We start from the raw sequence: 18,834 nt of genomic DNA, 5'->3' as shown, positions 1-18,834 counted from the left end.
GTTATGAACCGGATGTCCCCGGCCCGGGCCGCTCTCCCGGGCCCGGGGCGCCGCTCAGCGCCCCAGCATCAGGCCCACGGACGACGCCTGTGTGACCACTGCTTCCCAGCCGCCGAAGGCGACGACGAGCAGGGTCGCGAGAGGGAGCACCATGGCCGTCGCCACCAGCGGGTGGCGCCGGCCCGAGGAACGGCCGCCGAACGCGGCGTATGCCTTGCGCCCCTGCGTGCGGATCGTGGTCCGCGTTGCCGTGTCCGCCATGGGTCCTCTCCTGTCGTGGTCGGCAGCGGCGGGTGTGTGACCTCGGGGGACGAGTGCTTCACCCGCCGCTTGACCTCAACATTAGGGACGCGGCGGAGCCGGGTCGTCATGCCCGCGTACCGATTCCCGGGCCTCCCCGAGGATGAGCCGCGCGCGGGCCGTGTACTCCCCTGGGTGGAGACGTCGTCCTAGTCCTGGGGGTCTTCCCGGAGGGGACTCCCCGCAGGCCTCTCCGTGGAAGCGCCGCCTTCCGACTCGTCCTCCCTGGGCACCGGCTGCTCGACCAGGGCCAGCACTCGGGTCGCCATGAAGCGCGCCGTCCGTACGACTGTGCCGGTGCGGGTGACTTCGCTCACTTCCACCACCCCCCGGCGCACGGCCGTCTCCACCCGGCGTCCCGCCCGGCTTGCCACCACTTCGTACGTCCGCGTCGTGTCCCCCGCGTCCACCACTATCTCCACGCGGTCACCCTTCATCGTCAATCCCCCTTCTGCGACGGACCATTGGGAAATCGCACGGGCCGGAAGCCCTGTACGGGCGGCTCCCTGACCACCCTTCAAGTTTCCCACCCGGCACTGACAATCGATCGGCCCGCGAGGGCGCGGCCTATGAGCACACCGGGGCACGGGTCCGTAAGCTGTGCCACGTCAAGCGGACGACCGTGGCAGCTCGGGGGTGGGGTCTCCCCACCGTAGGTAGGGGACGAACATGGCGATGATGCGGCTCCGGCGCGAGGATCCGCGTGTTGTCGGTTCGTTCAGGCTTCACCGGCGGCTCGGCGCCGGCGGCATGGGGGTCGTGTACCTCGGTTCGGACCGGCGCGGACAGCGGGTGGCGCTCAAGGTGATCCGGCCGGATCTGGCGGAGGATCAGGAGTTCCGGTCGCGGTTCGCGCGCGAGGTGTCGGCCGCGCGGCGGATCCGGGGCGGCTGCACGGCACGGCTGGTAGCCGCCGATCTGGAGGCGGAGCGGCCCTGGTTCGCCACGCAGTACGTGCCGGGGCCCTCGCTGCACGACAAGGTCGCCGCGGACGGCTCGCTCCCCGCGGCGGAGACGGCGGCGATCGGCGCGGCGCTCTCCGAGGGGCTCGTCGCCGTGCACGAGGCCGGGGTGGTCCACCGCGACCTGAAGCCTTCGAACATCCTGCTGTCCCCCAAGGGCCCCCGGATCATCGATTTCGGTATCGCCTGGGCGACCGGCGCGAGCACGCTCACCCACGTCGGCACGGCGGTCGGATCCCCCGGCTTCCTCGCCCCCGAGCAGGTGCGCGGAGCGGTGGTCACGCCCGCGACCGACGTGTTCTCGCTCGGTGCCACGCTCGCGTACGCCGCGACCGGCGACTCCCCCTTCGGGCAAGGCAGTTCCGAGGTCATGCTCTACCGGGTGGTGCACGAGGAACCGCAGCTGTACGGCGTACCGGACGCGCTGGCTCCGCTGCTGCGGGCCTGCCTCGCGAAGGATCCGGACGAGCGGCCCAGCACCCTGCAGCTTTCGATGCGGCTGAAGGAGATCGCCGCACGAGAGGCACAGGGGCTGTCCGAGGCTCGGCCACCCGCGCAGCGCGACCGGGCCGAGCAGGACGTGCATTCGGACCGTCAGACCGCTCGGTACACGGAGCGGAACACCCAGGGGCGTGCGGCGGGGAATACGGGGGGCGGTGCGGGGGCTCCCGCGCCCCGCGAGCGGGTGTCCCGGCCTTCGGCGCCGCGTACGGGCGACCCGCGCACGGGCGGCTCGCGTACGGGCGATCCAGGTACGGGCGGTTCCCGCACGGGCGGCTCACGTACCGGCGGCTCACGTACCGGCGGCTCGCGCACGGGCGGCTCGCGGCCGGGCGGCTCGCGGCCGGCTCCGTCTCGGGGTGGCGCGGGTACGGGTGGCCGTCCCGCGTCCCGGCCCGGGGTGCGTACGACATCCACCGGGCGCAGGCCGGCCAATCCACGGCTGCTGCGTCAGCGCATCTTCGTGTTCGTGGTCGTGACACTGGCGGTGGCGCTGAGCATCACCGTCGCGCAGGGGCTGCGGGGCTAGACGAGTAGGTCCTGTACGGGCGGTGTCCGGGGCCGTCCCGCGGGAATCAGCTCTGCGGGCGGCCCGTCGCCACCGCGTAGAACGCCACCGCGGCAGCCGCGCCCACGTTCAGCGAGTCCACCCCGTGGGCCATCGGGATGCGTACCCACTCGTCCGCGGCGACGAGGGCCTGGGTCGACAGGCCGTCGCCCTCCGCGCCGAGCATCAGCGCGACCCGGTCGAGCCGGTGCGGGGCCGCCTCGTCGATGGCCGACGCCTTCTCGTCCGGCGTGAGCGCGAGGAGCTTGAAGCCCGCCTCCCGTACGGCTTCGAGGCCCCTGGGCCAGGTTTCGAGGCGCGCGTACGGCACCGAGAAGACGGCGCCCATCGACACCTTCACCGAACGGCGGTAGAGCGGGTCCGCGCAGTCGGGCGAGAGCAGCACGGCGTCCATGCCGAGCGCGGCGGCGCTGCGGAAGATGGCGCCGATGTTGGTGTGGTCGTTGACCGACTCCATGACGACCACGCGGCGTGCGTCATGGAGCAGTTCCTCGGCCGTCGGCAGGGGCTTGCGCTGCATCGAGGCGAGGGCGCCGCGATGCACGTGGTACCCGGTGACACGTTCGGCGAGGTCCGGGCTCACGGCGTACACCGGAGCCGGGACTTCGTCGATGACGTCACGCATGACGTCGACCCACTTGGCCGAGAGCAGCATCGACCGCATCTCGTAACCGGCGTGCCTGGCGCGGCGGATGACCTTCTCGCCCTCGGCGATGAAGAGGCCCTCGGCGGGCTCGCGCTTGCGCCGCAGTTCGACGTCGGTCAGGCCCGTGTAGTCGCGCAGACGCGGGTCGTCGGGGTCATCGACGGTGATGAGATCAGCCACAGGGTGATACTGCCTTGTCCGGGGTGAGGTGCCAACGGCTGGGGCGGAGATTGGTTACCGCTGGTTACTGGCGAGCCGACTCCTTCCGCGGGCCCTCGGTGACGACGTCGCCGATGACGATCACGGCGGGGGGCCGTACGTCCTCGGCCCTGACGGTTTCCGCGACCGTCGCCAGCGTCGCGTCGACGCGGCGCTGAGCGGCCGTCGTGCCCTCCTGGACCAGGGCCAGCGGCGTGTCCGGCGCCTTGCCGTGGGCGATGAGCGCCTCGGCGATCGCGCCGATCTTGTCGACGCCCATGAGGATCACGAGCGTGCCGCGCAGCTTGGCGAGCGACTCCCAGTCGACCAGGGACCGCGGGTCGTCCGGCGCGACGTGCCCGCTGACGACCGTGAACTCGTGGGCCACGCCGCGATGGGTGACCGGGATGCCGACGGCGCCGGGCACCGAGATGGAGCTGGAGATGCCCGGGACGACCGTGCAGGCGATGCCCGCTGCGGCGAGCGCCTGGGCCTCTTCCATGCCGCGGCCGAAGACGAACGGGTCGCCGCCCTTGAGGCGGACGACCGACTTGCCCGCCTTCGCGTGCTCGATCAGCGCGTTGTTGATGGCCTCCTGGGCCATGAACCGGCCGTACGGGATCTTCGCCGCGTCGATCACCTCGACGTGCGGGGGGAGTTCGTCGAGCAGGTCGCGCGGGCCGAGGCGGTCGGCGATGACGACATCGGCCTCGGCGAGGAGGCGCCGGCCGCGAACGGTGATCAGGTCCGGGTCGCCGGGGCCGCCACCGACCAGCGCCACGAACGGGGCACGGGCGCGGTGGTGGGGGGCGACGAGTGAGCCGTCACGCAGTCCCTCGACGATCGCGTCCCGTACGGCGGCGGAGCGACGCGGGTCGCGCCCGGTGAGCACCGCGACCGTCACGCCCTCGCTGCGGCCGGTGGCCGGGGTCCAGGCGGTGGCCGCCTCGGCGTCGTCGGAGCGCACGCACCAGGTCTTGGTGCGCTCCGCCTCGGCGGAGGCGGCCTCGTTGGCGACGGGGTCGCTGCTGGCGACGAGCGCGTACCAGGCGTCGGCGATGTCCCCGTCCTCGTAGCGGCGCCTGGTCCAGGTGATCTCGCCGGCCTCCGCCATGGCCTCGACGGAGGGCGTCGCGGACGGCGAGACCAGGGTGACGTCGGCACCGGCCGCGACGAGCGCGGGGAGGCGGCGCTGGGCGACCTGGCCACCGCCGATGACGACGACGCGGCGGCCCGAAAGACGGAGGCCTACGGGGTAGGCGGGGTGCTCGTGCGCGGGGCTTTCGGCGTGCTCGGCGTGTGCGGGGCTTTCGGCGTGCTCGGCCATGGCGGTGCGGCTCCTCGGGGCGGCGGTGCGGGGCCGCTGCGACGGTGAAGCGGCTGGTGGGGACGGGGATGAGGGGTCCTCGCGACCACGATACGGGGTGGGGGTCACGGGGTTGAGCGGGCGCCGACTGCGGACCGTGGTGGGTGCGGGTCCGTTCCGGCCCCGGGTCGTCGTCGGGGCGCGGGCCGGTGGGTGGTCCGACGGCAATCGCCCCGGTCCCCGGCAACCCCGCCCACCCCGGGCGGTGCACCCCGCGGTACCGGGCACCCCCGGTACCGCGTCGGTGCTGCCGCGCTATTTCTCCGTCACGCCCGCGGAGTCGAACGTCGCGACCTCGTGCATGGCGCGGGCAGCGCTCTGGACCAGCGGGAGGGCCAGGAGCGCGCCCGTGCCCTCGCCGAGTCGGAGGTCGAGATCGACCAGGGGGCGCAGGCCCAGCTTGTTGAGGGCCGCGACGTGGCCCGGCTCGGCACTGCGGTGGCCGGCGATGCAGGCCGCGAGTGCCTCCGGGGCGACAGCCCGGGCCACCAGGGCCGCGGCGCCCGCCGAGACACCGTCCAGAACGACCGGCGTACGCAGCGACGCGCCGCCCAGGATGAAGCCGACCAGCGCCGCGTGCTCCAGGCCGCCGACCGCCGCGAGGACGCCGATCGGGTCGGCCGGGTCGGGCTGGTGGAGTTCGAGAGCGCGCCGCACGACGTCGACCTTGCGGGCGTGCATCTCGTCGTTGATGCCGGTTCCGCGTCCGGTGACCTCCATCGGGTCGACGCCCGTGTAGACGGAGATCAGCGCGGCCGACGCCGTGGTGTTGGCGATGCCCATCTCGCCGGTGAGCAGCGCCTTGTTGCCCGCGGCGACCAGGTCGCGGGCCGTCTCGATGCCGACCTCGACCGCCGCGAGGACGTCGTCCCGGGTCAGCGCGGGGCCGGTCGTGAAGTCCGCCGTACCGGGGCGGACCTTGCGCGGCAGAAGACCGGGCGTGGCCGGCAGGTCGGACGCCACACCGACGTCGATGACGCAGACCTCGGCACCGACCTGGTTGGCGAAGGCGTTGCAGACCGCTCCCCCGCCGAGGAAGTTGGCGACCATCTGGCCGGTCACCTCCTGGGGCCACGCGGTGACGCCCTGGGCGTGCACCCCGTGGTCACCGGCGAAGATCGCGACCGCCGCGGGTTCCGGGATCGGCGGCGGGCACATCCGGGAGAGCCCGGCGAGCTGCGCGGAGATGATCTCCAGCATGCCCAGCGCCCCGGCCGGCTTGGTCATCCGCTTCTGCCGCTCCCACGCCTCGCCGAGCGCCTTCGCGTCCAACGGACGGATGTTGGAGACGGTCTCCTGGAGAAGGTCGTGGGGCTCCTCGCCGGGCAGGGCCCGGCGTCCGTACGTCTCCTCGTGGACGACCCAGGACAGCGGACGGCGCTTGGACCAGCCCGCCTGCATCAGCTCGGGCTCCTCCGGGAACTCGTCGACGTATCCGACACAGAGATACGCGACGACTTCGAGGTGCTCGGGCAGCCCGAGGGCGCGGACCATCTCGCGCTCGTCGAAGAAGCTGACCCAGCCGACGCCGAGGCCCTCGGCGCGGGCGGCGAGCCAGAGGTTCTCCACGGCGAGGGCGGAGGAGTACGGCGCCATCTGCGGCTGGGTGTGCCGGCCGAGGGTGTGACGACCGCCGCGGGTGGGGTCGGCGGTGACCACGATGTTCACCGGGGTGTCGAGGATGGCCTCGATCTTCAGTTCCTTGAACTGCTTCGCCCGGCCCTTGGGGAGGGACTTGGCGTAGGCCTCGCGCTGCCGCTGGGCGAGTTCGTGCATCGTCCGGCGGGTTTCGGCGGAGCGGATGACGACGAAGTCCCAGGGCTGGGAGTGGCCCACGCTGGGCGCGGTGTGCGCGGCTTCGAGGACCCGGAGAAGGACCTCGTGCGGGATCGGGTCGCTGCGGAAGCCGTTGCGGATGTCGCGACGCTCGCGCATGACGCGGAGGACGGCCTCGCGCTCGGCGTCGGCATAGCCGGGAGCGGGGGCGCCGTCGGCCTCGGTCGTCGGCTCCTCCACGGTGGCGGGGCCCGCCTCCGGCTCGGGCGCGGCTTCCTCCTGCGCGGCTTCAGGCACGGCTTCCTCGCGCGCGGCCTCCTCGGACGCGGCTTCGGGTACGACGTCCTCGGCGGGTGCAGCCTGCGGTTCGGCGACGTCGCCGAGAAGCTCGGGCTCACCGGTGGGCTGCTCGAGCTCGCCCGCGGGCGCCTCGGGCACCGGCTCGGCGGCCTCGGTCCCGCCGGGCTCCGGCTCGCCACCACTGCCACCGTCACGGGGCACGGGTACGGCCACGGCGGCCTCCGGCTCGGGCGCGGGCGCGGGGGCCTCGGCGTCGGGCTCGGCGGCGGCTGCCGCGGGCGCGGGCGCGGCGTCGGGCTCTGCCACCTCCACCGGCTCGGGCGCCTCCACCGCCTCCGGCTCCGGTGCGACAGCCACCGGCTCGGGAGCGACAACCACCGGCTCGGGAGCCTCGACGTGCTCCACCTCGGCCAGGACCATCCCGGCGGGCGGAGTGGGAGCAAGATGCGGGGTGGTCGGCAAGGAGCCCTCAACCGGCACGAACTGGCCGACGGGAGCGGGCTCGGGAGCCACCGCCGTAGCCACCGCCGGAGCCATGGCCTGAGCCATCGCAGGAGCCATCACGGGCGCCCCGACGTCGGCCTCGGCGGGAGCCGCGACAGCAGTGTCCGCCGCCACTCGCACCGCCTCCGGGACGACCGTTTCTGCTGGCGCGGAGACAGCCACCTGGGGCTGGGCGGGCTGCGGGGACCACGGGGCGCCGCCCTGCGGCGGAATCTCGCCCAGCTGTGGCCCGGGCAGCACGGCAGGCTCCTCGCGGGGTACGTCGAGATACTCGGGCCCCATGGTCGCCGGGCCGGGGACGCCGGCCGGGACAGGTGCCGCCGGCGTCTGGCCCGCGCCGTTGCCCCGCCGGCCGGCGGGACCGCGGTCGGACAGCGAGCGGACGACGCCGCCGGTCGCGTCGGGCACGGGCGGACCCATATGGAGGGGGCGGCGTGCCGGGGGCGGCGTCGGCGTGGAAACGGGCGACGGCATCCGAACGCCGCCGAGGTCGACAGAACCGGAGTCACGGCCACCGGCCTCGTGCGCCCCGGTCTCGTGCACGACCTGCTCAGGTACGAACTGCTCAGGTACGAACTGCTCGGGTACGAACTGCTCGGGAACAACCTGCTCGGCAACGGCCTGCTGGGGCGCGGCCTGAGCGAGGATCGCCTGCTCGGGGGCGCCCTGCTCGTACCCGGGCTGCTCGTACACCTGCTGCTCCGGCATCGGCTGCTCGGGCGTGTGTACGGGTGCGACGGCCTCCACAGGCGCCACCGGGTCGGGCACGGGCAGGACGGGCGCGACGGGCGCCGGTGCCGCCAGGACGTCCGGCGCCTGCGGCACCTGCGGCGTCACCGGCATCTGCGGCACCGGGGCCGGAGCCGCACCAGGCGCCTGCATCTGTGCCACGCCCGGAACCGGGGCGTGCCCCGGCAGCCGGCCCGGCACCATGGCCGGCGGCGGCACCGACTGCGGGTCGCTCCACGCACCCTGCGCGCTCGGCATCAGCAGCAGGTCGTCGTCTTCGCCGACGGATTCGGAGCCGCTCCCGGAGGGGTCGAGGAAGGTGTACGCGCCCGGAGCGGGGATGCCCGGCTGCTCCACCATGCCTGCGTTCTCCGGCAGCCCCTCGCCCGGGACCTGGCCGGTGTCAGTCATGCGTACCCCTCGCCCATCGGTTGTGCTCCTTCAGACCTTCGCCCGGGGCGCCCGATCGCGGCACACACCCGGTGCCCGTCACTACAAGAACGAGCGTGTGCGCCGCGCGGCACGAAAGCCCACAGACACCAAGCATTCTCGTGGCCGTTCGTGTCCATGGCAGCAGGATCCGCCACGGTTTGCTGTGGACTGCGCCACGTTGCGCGTCCCCCGGTCGCGCCGTACCACAGCAGGACCCAAAACAGTCCCCTTTTGCGGACATTGACGAACAAATCGACGAACGACCGGCTGCGGTGCAACGATCGGCCAGCCTACCTCGCCATGGCATGGCGCCAGGGTCAGGGGCTGCGATCCAGCCGCTGCCCCGAGAGCAGGAAGACGACCGAGCGCTCTCGTTCCGACCACGCGTCGGGGTCCATCTCCACGGACTGGAGCAGGGCGCATTCGACGGCGTATCCGCCGTCCGCCAGGGCGGCACCGATCGCCTCGGCCTCGTCGCGGGTGGAGGCGTGGGTGACGATGCGCTCGGGCCTGCGGTCGGCGCAGGCGGTGACGACGGGGACTCCGCCGCCGCCGATCCGTACGACATCGGGTTCGGGCAGCCGTTCCAGCACGTGCGGCGCGCGGCCGTGGACGGTCTGCAGCTGGACTCCGTACCGGCGGGCGGCCTCGTCGGCGCGGATGCAGGCGGCGGGGTCGTCGTCGACCGCGATGACCGCGGCGCCGAAGCGGGCCGCGTCGGCCGCGAGCTCCCCGCTGCCGCAGCCGATGTCCCAGACGAGGTCGCCGAGGCGCGGGCCGAGGCGGGCGAGCTGGGCGGCGCGCAGCTGCACCGATTCGCCCTCGCCGGACTGGTGCTGCCCCTGCTCGGCGGGGTGCGCCCAGCCGCGTACCTGGGTGGGACGGCCGGGCTCGCGGCCCGCCGCCCAGCCTCCCCCATGGCCTTCGCCATGCGGGTGCCCCCACCCCTGGGCCGAGGCGGCCCCGCCGATCACGATCACGACATTGGGGTCGCGCCAGGCGTGGTCGGCGACCTTGTCGGAGGTGAGCACGGTGACCTGTTCGCGCTCGGTGCCGAGTTCCTCGCAGATCACGAAGGTGCGGTGGACGCCGTCGAGGAGCAGTGCGAGCTCGGCGGGGCCCGCGCCGGGCGAGGTGAGGACGGCGACCTTGGGGTGGGCCCGGCAGACGTTGACGGCGCGGCGGAGCGTACGGCTGTGGGCGACGACGATCTGGGCGTCGTCCCAGGGCATCCCGGCGCGGGCGAAGGCGGTGGCGACGGAGGAGACCGCGGGGACGACCTCGACCTCCAGTCCGTGCTGCGGTGCGCGCAGCGTACGGACGACGCCGAAGAACCCGGGGTCGCCGTCGGCGAGGACGACGGGGCTGCCGCGGTGTCCCGCGATCCTGCGGGCGGCGAGGTCGACGCTGCCGAGCCGGATGCGTTCGGCGTTCGCGGGCACCTCGGGAAGCGCCAGGTGGTGCGCCGCCCCGGCGACGAGAGTGGCAGCGGACAGGGCGGACCTGGCGGCCGCGGTCAGGGGCGAACCGTCCCAGCCGATCACCGTGACCCGGTCGGCCATCGTCGTCTCTCTCCTGGTGTCGTCGCAGGTCGGGGCGCTGCCGACAGGGGTGAGCCAGCAGGCAGGCTGAGCGTACCTGGTGTCGGTTCCAGCTGGTGAAGGTGTCAGTTCCAGTCGGTGAACGTGCCGAATCCGCCGGCGTCGGCCATCTGGTCGGCGACGCCTTCGAGGTCCTCGGGGAGCAGGCTCCACACGATGAAGTCGGTGCGCAGATCGGCCCAGCCCCCGTCCTCGGTGCGGGTGCGGGCTATACAGGCTCCGCGCAGGACACCCTCGCTGATGCAGCCGATCTTCTGGGCCACCTGCTGGGACGCGGTGTTGTCGGCGGCGGTGCGCAGCTCCAGGCGCTCGAACCGCTGGTCACGGAAGAGCCACTGGGCGGTGGCGAGCGCCGCCTCGGACGCATAGCCCTCGCCGCGGGCCCAGGGGGCGATGATGTACGAGATCTCGGTGGAGCGCACCCGCCAGTTCGTGTTGCTGAGCTGGATCACACCGACCAGGCGCTGAGTGAGGAACTCGGTGACGGCGAGGTCGATTCCGCGGCCCTCGGCACGCTCGGTGGGCGCGTGTTCGCTGATCCAGGTGCCGGCCGCCGCTTCGGTGAAGGGCTGGGGCACGGCCGTCCAGGCGGCGACCAGTTCGTCGTTCATCATCTCGGCCAGGGCCGGGGCGTCAGCGGGTTCGAGCGCGCGCAGCACCAACCGCTCCGTGCTGATGGAGATGTCCGGAAAGGTGGTAGTCATGCGCAGCTCCATGCCGAAGACCGTCGTAAGGGCCGTAAAGGCACAGCATGCAGCATCGGGTGGTGGATGTGCATGGCCGGGTCGCTACGCCGCCGGCCACGCCGAAGGCCCCGCGTACTTGGTGGGTACGCGGGGCCTTCGTTCACAAGGACCTTGCGGCAGCCGTTACTTGGCGGCGGGACCGAAGGCCGGGACGACCGAGCCGGCGTAGGTGTCCTCGATGTACTTCTTCACTTCGGGGGAGTTGAGGAGCTTCGCGAGCTTCTCCACCCGCGGGTCCTTCTCGTTGCCCTCCTTGACGGCGAGGAAGTTGGCGTAGGGGTTGCCCTCCGCCTTCTCCAGCACCAGGGCGTCCTTGGCGGGCTTCAGGTCGGCCTCGATCGCGTAGTTGCCGTTGATGACGGCGGCGTCGACGTCGTTCAGGGCGCGGGGCACGGTGGCGGCCTCCAGCTCCTTGAACTCCAGGCCCTTCTTGTCGGTGATGTCGGAGAGCTTGGCGTCGGTGCCGACACCCGCCTTGAGGGTGATGAGGCCGTTCGCGGCGAGCAGTTGGAGCGAGCGGCCTTCGTTGGTGGTGTCGTTGGGCACGGCGATCGTCTGGCCGGCCTTGATGTCCTTGAGGGACTTGACCTTCTTGGAGTAGAGGCCGAGCGGCTCGAGGTGGACGTTGACGACCGGGACGATGGTGGTCTTGTTCTTCTTGTTGAAGTCGTCCAGGTACGGCTTGTGCTGGAAGAAGTTGGCGTCGACCTGGCCGTCCTGGGTGGCGGTGTTCGGCAGGACGTAGTCCGTGAACTCCTTGACCTCCAGGTCGAGACCGGCCTTGGCGGCCAGGTTCTTCTTGACGAAGTCGAGGATGTCGGCGTGCGGCGTCGGGGACGCGGCGACGACGAGCGGCTTGGACTCGGCGGCCTTGTCGCCGGAGTCCGCCTTGGCGCCCGGGTCGGAGGCGGTGCCGCAGGCGGTGAGGCCGAGGGTGAGGGCGGTGGTGGCGGCGAAGGCCGCGGTGAGCTTGATGTTCTTACGCGAGTTACGCACGAAAAGTGCCTCTTTCTGGTGTTGCGGTGGTGACGCCCGGACAAGGAGTGCGGGCCAGGGTGGAGCGGGGTGGAGCGGGGGCTCAGGCGGTGCGGCCGCGGCGGGCCAGCAGGCGCACGATTCCGTCGCCGATCAGCTGTACGGCGGTGACGATGGCGATCAGGATGACGACCGTGATGAGCATGAACTGGGTCTCGAACCGCTGGAAGCCGTAGGTGACGGCCTTGGATCCGAGGCCTTCGCCGCCGACCGCGCCGGCCATCGCCGAGTAGCCGACGAGGACGATCACGGTGGTGGTGACGGCGGCGACGATCGAGGGCAGGGCCTGCGGGAGCAGCACCTTGCGGATGATCGTCGGGATGGAGCCGCCCATGGACTGGACGGCTTCGACCAGTCCGTGGTCGACCTCGCGGATCGCCGTCTCGACGAGCCGCGCGAAGAACGGGATGGCGCCGACGGCGAGCGGCACGATCATGGCCGTGGGGCCGATGAAGGTGCCCACCACCAGGGTGGTGAAGGGGATCAGCGCGATCAGCAGGATGATGAACGGCAGCGAGCGGCCGATGTTCACGATCACGCCGACGACCTTGTTCACCGGGGTGTTCTGCAGCAGTCCGCCCTTGTCGGTGAGGACCAGCAGAATGCCGAGCGGAAGTCCGCCGGCGACGGTGACGAGCGTGGACCACAGGACCATGTAGAGGGTGTCGATGGTGCCCTGGCTCAGCAGGGGCTGCATCTCCGACCACGTCACTTGACGGTCTCCTTCACCAGTTCCGCGCGCGGCGCGGGGATGTCCTCGGGCTCGTCGTCGACGATCTCGACCTGCAGGCCCTGTTCGCGCAGGAAGCCGACGGGCACGACGTTGTCCTCGTAGCGGCCGGGCAGTTCGATGCGCATCCGGCCGATCTGCTTGCCGCCGACGGTGTCCATCGCGGCGCCGAGGATCGAGATGTCGACGTTGTACGTGCGTGACAGCTGGGAGATCACCGGCTTGGTGGCGGCCTCGCCGTGGAAGGTGACGTCGACGACCGTACGGTCGGGGCCCGAGGCGTCCCCGGAGACCGGGAAGAGCTCCTGGGCGAGCTCGGAGCCGGGCGTGGCGAGCAGCTCGCTGACCGTTCCGGACTCGACGATGCGGCCCTGCTTCATCAGGGCGGCCGAGTCGCAGACGGTCTTGACGACGTCCATCTCGTGGGTGATGAGGAGGACGGTCAGTCCGAGCTGCCGGTTGAGGTCCCGCAGCAGCTGGAGGATCGAGCGGGTCGTCTCGGGGTCGAGCGCGCTGGTGGCCTCGTCGGAGAGGAGCACCTTCGGGTTCCCGGCCAGCGCCCGGGCGATGCCGACGCGCTGCTTCTGGCCGCCGGAGAGCTGCCCGGGGTAGGCCTTGGCCTTGTCGGCGAGGCCGACGAGGTCGAGGAGTTCGAGGGCGCGGCGGGAGCGCTCGGCGCCGGAGACACCGAGGATCTCCAGGGGGAGCTCGATGTTGTCCTTCACACTGCGCGAGGAGAGCAGGTTGAAGTGCTGGAAGACCATGCCGATGCGGCTGCGCGCCTGGCGCAGTTCCTTGCCGGCGCGCCTGCCGCGTCCGGCGAGGGCGGTGAGGTCGGTGCCGTCGACGACGACGCTGCCGGAGGTTGGGCGCTCCAGCAGGTTGACGCAGCGGATGAGGGAGGACTTTCCGGCGCCGCTGCGGCCGATGACGCCGAAGACCTCGCCCTCACGGACGTGCAGGTCGACGCCGTCCAGAGCGGTGACGTCGCGGCCTCGCGACTGGTAGACCTTGGTGAGGCCCGTAGTGGTGATCACAGGGGTTTCCGTCACTGTCGAGTGCGCGGCACGGGGTCCGCCGGGCACGGGTGTGTCGTCTTGGGACAGTTGGCGCGCAGCACGGACGACCGGGTCGCAGCGTGTGCGCGGGGCGGCTCGGTCCGCATGGCTTCAGCGGCGGACACGGCTCGGCTGTCGGGGTCTCGCTTCGGGGCGCGAGGCTCAGGCAGGGGCCCTCAGAAGTCGCACATTCGACACATACAACGAGCACCGGGCGTCGTGATCGCCTCGGTCGCAAGGGTGCGGCTGCTCGTCGTGGTCATGCGGGCAAGTAAAGCAGACAGGCGTGCGAGCGGATCTACGGTGTCCGTATAGCGGACTGGGATGTTCCGGAGTGCGGACAGCTCAGCTCGCCGCTGTGATCTCCACGCCGTGGGCCGTGGCCTGCGCGGACACAGCGGAGAGGTCCTTGACGACGATGTCCGCGACGAGCTGGGAGGGGTCGTGTGTTGTGGCCAAGGCCACGGTTGTCATCCCGGCGGCGCGGCCCGCCGCGAGGCCCGCGGGCGCGTCCTCGAACACGACACAGCGGGCCGGGTCGACGCCGAGCCGCCGCGCGGCGAGCAGGAACGGCTCGGGGTCGGGCTTGCCCCGCGTGATGTCGTCGGCGGCTATCAGCGTCTTGGGCCGTATGCCCACCTCCGCCAGCCGGGCCTCGCCGAGCCGCCGGGTCGCGGAGGTGACGACGGCCCACCGCTCGGCGGGCAGGGACGCGAGCAGCGCCGCGGTGCCCGGCAGCAGGAAGACGCCGCCGACGACGTCGTCCACCTCCAACTGCTCGATACGGGCCACGGCCTGAGGCACCACGTCCGCGGGCAGCAGATCCGCGGCGATCTCGGCGGCGGGCCGGCCGTGCAGCTCGACGCGGGCGAAGTCCTCCGCGGTGATTCCGTACTCCCCTGCCCAACGGGTCCAGCAGCGGTCCACCGACTCCATGGAAGAGACGAGCGTTCCGTCGTTGTCGAACAGCAGGGCTTCGGCGTGGATCTTCAAGGTTCCGGGCATGGTCCCCGACCCTATGCGGGGCACCCGGGGTCGGGCGCACCAGGTCTTTTGGCCCGTAATACGCTCTCTCCCATGCTTGACGCCCTGACGGTCGCGGTGTCCGTGGCCGCGCTCGCCCTCGCCGCCTGGTGCGGTTTCGCCACGTACCGGGACCAGCCCACGAAGGACTGGCACTTCATCGGCATGGCCGTGGTGACGGTGCTCGCGCTCGCCCAGCTGGTGATCGGGGTGGTGCAGCTGGCGCGCGGCGAGAAGGCCGACCAGGGTACGGCGCTCTTCGTCGCGTATCTGATCGGCGCGTTCGCGGCGGTGCCCGCGGCCGGGTTCCTCTCGCTGACCGAGCGGACCCGGTGGGGTTCGGCGACGGTCGCGGCCGGGGCGGTCGTGCTCGCGGTGCTGGAAGTCCGGCTGTTCGACATCTGGGGAGGCTGAGATGACCGGGACCACCGCGGAAGAGACGCCCGGGACCAGGCTGGTCAAGGGGCCGGGTGTGCTGCTGGTCTGGCTGTACGGCGTGATGTCGGTCGGCGCCGTGTCGCGCTCGGTGTACCAGATCGCCACCGAGTACGACCGGGCGCCGCTCGCCTACACGCTGTCCGCCATCGCCGCCGTGGTGTACGCGTTCATCACGTACACGCTGTTCCGCGGCGGGGAGACGGCCCGCAGGGCGGCGCTGGTGTGCTGCGCCGCCGAGCTGGTGGGCGTACTGACCGTGGGCACCTGGACGCTGTCGGACCCGTCCGCCTTCCCGGACGCCACGGTGTGGTCCGACTACGGGATGGGCTATCTGTTCATTCCGGTGCTGCTGCCGGTCACCGGAATGCTCTGGCTGCGCAAGGCCCGGCGCTGAGCCGGGCCCTGCCCGGCAGGATCGCCCGGCGCCGGGCTACGCGCTGGTGGCGTAGTCCGGCGCACTCCGCGCCGGAGGTACCGCCGATGCGTCGGCGTCCTTCTCCAGGGTGACGATGGTCAGCTTCGGGCCGATCTCCTCGGTGGAGACGGGTGCGTAGCCGTGGCTGCGGTACATCCGCAGATTGCGCTCGCTGCGGTGGCCGGTGAAGAGCTGGAAGCGCTTGGCGGCGGGCTCGCCCGCGAAGTGTGCCTCGATGGCGTCGAGCAGGCGTCCGCCGAGGCCGTGGCGCTGCATCCGCGGGTGGACGATGAGCTTGGCGATCGTGGCGGTGCCCGCGGCGTCGACCTCGCCGCGTACGGACGCGATCACCTCGTCCCCGAGCCGGGCCACCAGCGCGTGGCCCCTGCCGAGCTCGGCCTTCAGGTCGTCGGGGGTCTGGGTGAGCGGTTCGATGCCGTAGTCGCCGTAGAGCTCGGCCTCGCTCTGGTAGCACAGGTACTGCAGCTTGAGGATGTGCTCGGCGTCCTGCGCCGCTGCCACTGAGATGGTCACGCTCATGCCCATGTGTGCATGCCTCCCGCTCGCCCGCCGCCCGGTTGTGTGCAGACCGGTCGGCGCCTGGGCGCGTCCGGTCTACCGCTCCTTTCCCCGCAGTTCAGGAGCCGCAACCTCTGTCGCGAGCATTCTGCGCAAACATCCCAGGCAGCGGGAACGCATCGGCCCCAGACTTCCTTGTGAGATTCCCAACTCTCCTGCGATTTCGCGGTAGGTGGGGTCACCTGGGGACAGCATCGCAGTCAGCAGCCTTGGGCAGCGACCCGGTGTACGGGCCACGGCCGCCCGCAGTACGCGGCGCCGTTCGGCGATCAGGGCGGCCCGCTCCGGGCAGGCCGTGGGCCCGGCGGCAGGCTCGTCGCGGTACGGCCGCTCCCGCAGGGCCCGCCGCCGGGCGCGGCGTGCCGCGTCGCGAATGGCTCCCTGCACCCAGCTCACCGCGTCGCCGGGCGGGCCCTCGGCGTCGATCCGTTCCAGGAGCCGTACCCAGACGTCCTGTTCCAGGTCCCCGGAGTCCAGGGCCTCGCCATGTGCCTCGGCACTCGCCTCGGCCGCGACGAGCGGCCGCAGTACGCGCACCAGCGCGCCCGCGGCGGGCGCGCCGGCGCGGTCGTCCGCGGCCCCGGTCCGCGGGGCCGGGACCTCAGCGGGAACGGGGACGTGAACGGGCCGGGAGGCGATGTCTTCGCGGAGCGTCATGTCCCGCGGGACGACGCCGCCGCGCATTGCGGTTTCGGCGCCGTCCCGCCGCCACCCGACCGTATGACGGCCGTTCAGCCGTTGACGAAGTCGGCCCTGGCCAGCAGACCCGTGTCCGGATTGTCAGTGAAGATCCCGTCGATGCCCTGCTCGAAGTAGACCTTGAACGCCCCGAAGACGTCCCCGTACGCGTTGGGGTCGGTGCCGCGCCGGAAGTCGGCGGGGAGGAAGGAGTTCTCGTTCCGCATCGTGTAGGGGTGCAGGACCAGCCCCTCGGCGTGCGCGTCGCGGACGAGGGTGGTCGGTGTCCCGAGCTTGCCGCTCGCGTCCTTGGGGATGATCAGGTCGAGGGTGGGGCCGATGCCCTGCGCGTACGAGGCGATCCACGCGAGGCCCTCGGGCTTGACCAGGTCCGCGACCGTGCGCGGGTCGCCCGCCTGGACGAAGTCCCAGGGGCGGGAGTTCGCGCCGGAGAGCAGGACGACGCGCGGCGAGTCCACGAGCTCCGCCAGCCGCTGGATGCTGCTCGGCTCGAACGACTGGAGGAAGACCGGCGAGTTCGCACGGTGCCGGCCGTACCGGCGCAGCAGCTTCGCCAGCCGCTCCTCCAGTCCGAGGCCGAGGCCCCGGAAGTACGAAGGGTGCTTGGTCTCGACGTGCAGCCATACGGGGTGTCCGCGGCGGTGGCCCTCCTTCTCGGCCCAGCGCAGCACCTCCTCGAAGGTGGGTATCCCCCAGCGGCCGTCGTAGAGGGTGTTCTCCTGGCGGCTGGCGGGGATCCGCTCCTTGGCCCGCAGGGTCTTCAGCTCGGCGAGGGTGAAGTCCTCGGTGAACCAGCCGGTGAGGCTGGTGCCGTCGACGGACTTCGTGGTCCTGCGGGACGCGAATTCGGGGCGGGAGGCGACATCGGTCGTGCCCGTGATGTCGTTCTCGTGACGGCAGACCAGATGCCCGTCCTTCGTGGGCACCAGGTCCTGCTCGATGACGTGCGCGCCCATGTCCAGGGCCAGCTGGTAGGAGCCGAGGGTGTGCTCGGGCCGGTAGCCGCTCGCGCCGCGGTGCGCGATGACGGTGGGTACGGGCAGCGCGCGGTAGCCGGAGTCATGCCCGTGCCCCCGGCCCTGACTGCCTTGACGCTCCTGCGCGTTCGCCGCCTGGGCGCCGCCGATCCCCAGCGCGGCCGATCCGAGCACCGCCGCGCCCAGAACGGTCCGCCGCCCGGGGGTTCTGTCCGCACCCTGTGTCATGAACGCTCCTCCATGGGGATGTGATGTCCCGCACCTGTCGACGGGGCCCGTGCGGCGCACGATGCTAGGCGCCGGGGCGTTACGCGCGGGAGACCCTGGGCAAACGCGTCCCAAACTCAGGTCAACACTGTGTATCTGCTCGGTGAACCCAATGTGCGGAGGGGCGGGACCCGCGAGTATCGTCCTCACCTGCACAGATTTCGTCGGACGTACCCGACCGCCCCTGACACCGGAGGACCCGTTGTCCCGCTTGTCGCTCATCAAGGCAGTGCTCGGACCGTTCCTGCGCCTGATGTTCCGCCCTCGTGTGGAAGGCGTCGGGAACATCCCCGGGGAGGGCCCGGTCATCCTCGCCGGCAACCACCTGACCTTCATCGACTCGATGGTGATGCCGCTGGTCTGCGACCGCCCGGTGCACTTCATCGGCAAGGACGAGTACGTCACGGGCAAGGGCCTCAAGGGCCGACTGATGGCCTGGTTCTTCACCGGCGTCGGCATGATCCCCGTCGACCGGGACGGCGCGAACGGCGGTGTGGCGGCGCTGATGACCGGCCGCAGGGTGCTGGAGGAGGGCAGGGTCTTCGGCATCTACCCGGAGGGCACCCGCTCCCCCGACGGACGCCTCTACCGGGGCCGTACGGGTATCGCCCGGCTGACCCTGATGACCGGCGCGCCCGTCGTCCCGTTCGCGATGATCGGCACGGACAAGCTCCAGCCGGGCGGCGCGGGCCTGCCGCGCCCCGGCCGGGTGACGGTCCGCTTCGGCGAGCCGATGGAGTTCTCGCGATACGAGGGCATGGACCGCGACCGCTATGTGCTGCGGGCGGTGACGGACTCGGTGATGACCGAGGTGATGCGGCTGTCCGGCCAGGAGTACGTCGACATGTACGCGACGAAGGCGAAGGCGGCGTAGCGCTCCGCCGGACGGTGGAATTACCCGAAGTACCCGAAGTACCCCCGGACGAGTCCGGGGAAGGTGGGCCCCGGCCGGGTGTGACCGGTCGGGGCCCACGCGTTGGGTGC

The 18,834-nt window shown here is 71.9% G+C and carries 18 protein-coding genes; 4 read left to right on the top strand and 14 right to left on the bottom strand.

The genetic code is table 11. The features are described from left to right. Positions 1-54 precede the first annotated feature (54 nt). Complete coding sequence (locus tag ACWGI8_RS19315) at positions 55-261, bottom strand: hypothetical protein (RefSeq protein ID WP_453662403.1); 207 nt, start codon at positions 259-261, stop codon at positions 55-57. Positions 262-449: 188 nt separating this feature from the next. Next, entirely contained in the window at positions 450-737 is a 288-nt protein-coding gene (locus ACWGI8_RS19310) for a hypothetical protein (protein ID WP_453662401.1), read from the bottom strand. Positions 738-975: 238 nt separating this feature from the next. Here ACWGI8_RS19310 and ACWGI8_RS19305 point away from each other — a divergent pair, with 238 nt between their 5' ends. Continuing rightward, complete coding sequence (locus ACWGI8_RS19305) at positions 976-2,292, top strand: serine/threonine-protein kinase (RefSeq protein WP_453662407.1); 1,317 nt, start codon at positions 976-978, stop codon at positions 2,290-2,292. A gap of 46 nt (positions 2,293-2,338) precedes the next feature. Here the strand turns inward: ACWGI8_RS19305 and ACWGI8_RS19300 are convergent, their stop codons facing one another. The 9 genes from ACWGI8_RS19300 to ACWGI8_RS19260 all read right to left on the bottom strand — a co-directional run bounded on the left by ACWGI8_RS19300 (position 2,339) and on the right by ACWGI8_RS19260 (position 14,445). Continuing rightward, positions 2,339-3,157, bottom strand: coding sequence for a TrmH family RNA methyltransferase (locus ACWGI8_RS19300; RefSeq protein ID WP_453662399.1), 819 nt, complete (start codon positions 3,155-3,157; stop codon positions 2,339-2,341). Between the two features lie 64 nt (positions 3,158-3,221). Then, positions 3,222-4,502: a uroporphyrinogen-III C-methyltransferase gene (gene cobA / locus ACWGI8_RS19295; protein ID WP_453662397.1), complete on the bottom strand. Its 1,281-nt coding sequence runs from the start codon at positions 4,500-4,502 to the stop codon at positions 3,222-3,224. A gap of 294 nt (positions 4,503-4,796) precedes the next feature. Then, positions 4,797-8,261 carry a nicotinate-nucleotide--dimethylbenzimidazole phosphoribosyltransferase gene (gene cobT, locus ACWGI8_RS19290; protein ID WP_453662395.1) on the bottom strand — a complete coding sequence of 1,155 codons (3,465 nt, stop codon included), beginning with the start codon at positions 8,259-8,261 and terminating at the stop codon, positions 4,797-4,799. 338 nt (positions 8,262-8,599) lie between these two features. Continuing rightward, positions 8,600-9,844, bottom strand: coding sequence for a precorrin-6y C5,15-methyltransferase (decarboxylating) subunit CbiE (cbiE, locus tag ACWGI8_RS19285; protein ID WP_453662393.1), 1,245 nt, complete (start codon positions 9,842-9,844; stop codon positions 8,600-8,602). Between the two features lie 104 nt (positions 9,845-9,948). Beyond that, complete coding sequence (locus ACWGI8_RS19280; RefSeq protein WP_453662391.1) at positions 9,949-10,587, bottom strand: GNAT family N-acetyltransferase; 639 nt, start codon at positions 10,585-10,587, stop codon at positions 9,949-9,951. Between the two features lie 165 nt (positions 10,588-10,752). Beyond that, complete coding sequence (locus ACWGI8_RS19275; RefSeq protein ID WP_453662389.1) at positions 10,753-11,625, bottom strand: MetQ/NlpA family ABC transporter substrate-binding protein; 873 nt, start codon at positions 11,623-11,625, stop codon at positions 10,753-10,755. Positions 11,626-11,707: 82 nt separating this feature from the next. After that, a complete protein-coding gene (locus tag ACWGI8_RS19270) occupies positions 11,708-12,376 on the bottom strand; it encodes a methionine ABC transporter permease (protein WP_453662387.1) in 669 nt (222 codons plus the stop codon). After that, on the bottom strand, positions 12,373-13,431 hold the full coding sequence (locus ACWGI8_RS19265; protein WP_453662385.1) for a methionine ABC transporter ATP-binding protein: 1,059 nt from the start codon (positions 13,429-13,431) through the stop codon (positions 12,373-12,375). Before ACWGI8_RS19265 ends, ACWGI8_RS19270 begins: the two co-directional genes overlap by 4 nt. A 366-nt stretch (positions 13,432-13,797) precedes the next feature. Further along, entirely contained in the window at positions 13,798-14,445 is a 648-nt protein-coding gene (locus ACWGI8_RS19260) for an HAD-IA family hydrolase (protein ID WP_453662405.1), read from the bottom strand. A gap of 84 nt (positions 14,446-14,529) precedes the next feature. Between ACWGI8_RS19260 and ACWGI8_RS19255 the strand changes: the two genes are divergently transcribed. Both ACWGI8_RS19255 and ACWGI8_RS19250 read left to right on the top strand, forming a co-directional pair. Beyond that, the gene (locus ACWGI8_RS19255; RefSeq protein WP_453662383.1) at positions 14,530-14,889 is read left to right on the top strand and encodes a hypothetical protein; all 360 of its coding nucleotides are present in this window, start codon (positions 14,530-14,532) and stop codon (positions 14,887-14,889) included. Position 14,890: 1 nt separating this feature from the next. Beyond that, positions 14,891-15,307: a hypothetical protein gene (locus ACWGI8_RS19250; RefSeq protein WP_453662381.1), complete on the top strand. Its 417-nt coding sequence runs from the start codon at positions 14,891-14,893 to the stop codon at positions 15,305-15,307. 36 nt (positions 15,308-15,343) lie between these two features. On the opposite strand, the gene ACWGI8_RS19245 is transcribed toward ACWGI8_RS19250, so the two are convergent. The 3 genes from ACWGI8_RS19245 to ACWGI8_RS19235 form a co-directional block, all read right to left on the bottom strand. Beyond that, positions 15,344-15,874 (bottom strand): GNAT family N-acetyltransferase, encoded by a 531-nt coding sequence (locus ACWGI8_RS19245; RefSeq protein ID WP_453662379.1) that lies wholly within the window; start codon positions 15,872-15,874, stop codon positions 15,344-15,346. Between the two features lie 69 nt (positions 15,875-15,943). Beyond that, positions 15,944-16,564: a sigma-70 family RNA polymerase sigma factor gene (locus ACWGI8_RS19240; protein ID WP_453662377.1), complete on the bottom strand. Its 621-nt coding sequence runs from the start codon at positions 16,562-16,564 to the stop codon at positions 15,944-15,946. Positions 16,565-16,638: 74 nt separating this feature from the next. After that, complete coding sequence (locus ACWGI8_RS19235) at positions 16,639-17,811, bottom strand: glycerophosphodiester phosphodiesterase (RefSeq protein WP_453662375.1); 1,173 nt, start codon at positions 17,809-17,811, stop codon at positions 16,639-16,641. A 151-nt stretch (positions 17,812-17,962) separates the two neighbouring features. Between ACWGI8_RS19235 and ACWGI8_RS19230 the strand changes: the two genes are divergently transcribed. After that, positions 17,963-18,724: a lysophospholipid acyltransferase family protein gene (locus tag ACWGI8_RS19230; protein WP_453662373.1), complete on the top strand. Its 762-nt coding sequence runs from the start codon at positions 17,963-17,965 to the stop codon at positions 18,722-18,724. Positions 18,725-18,834: the final 110 nt, after the last annotated feature.

It is taken from the genome of Streptomyces sp. NPDC054841, assembly GCF_053611045.1.
The sequence above is the reverse complement of the archived record's forward strand: the minus strand, read 5'-3'. Positions and strand labels throughout refer to the sequence as shown.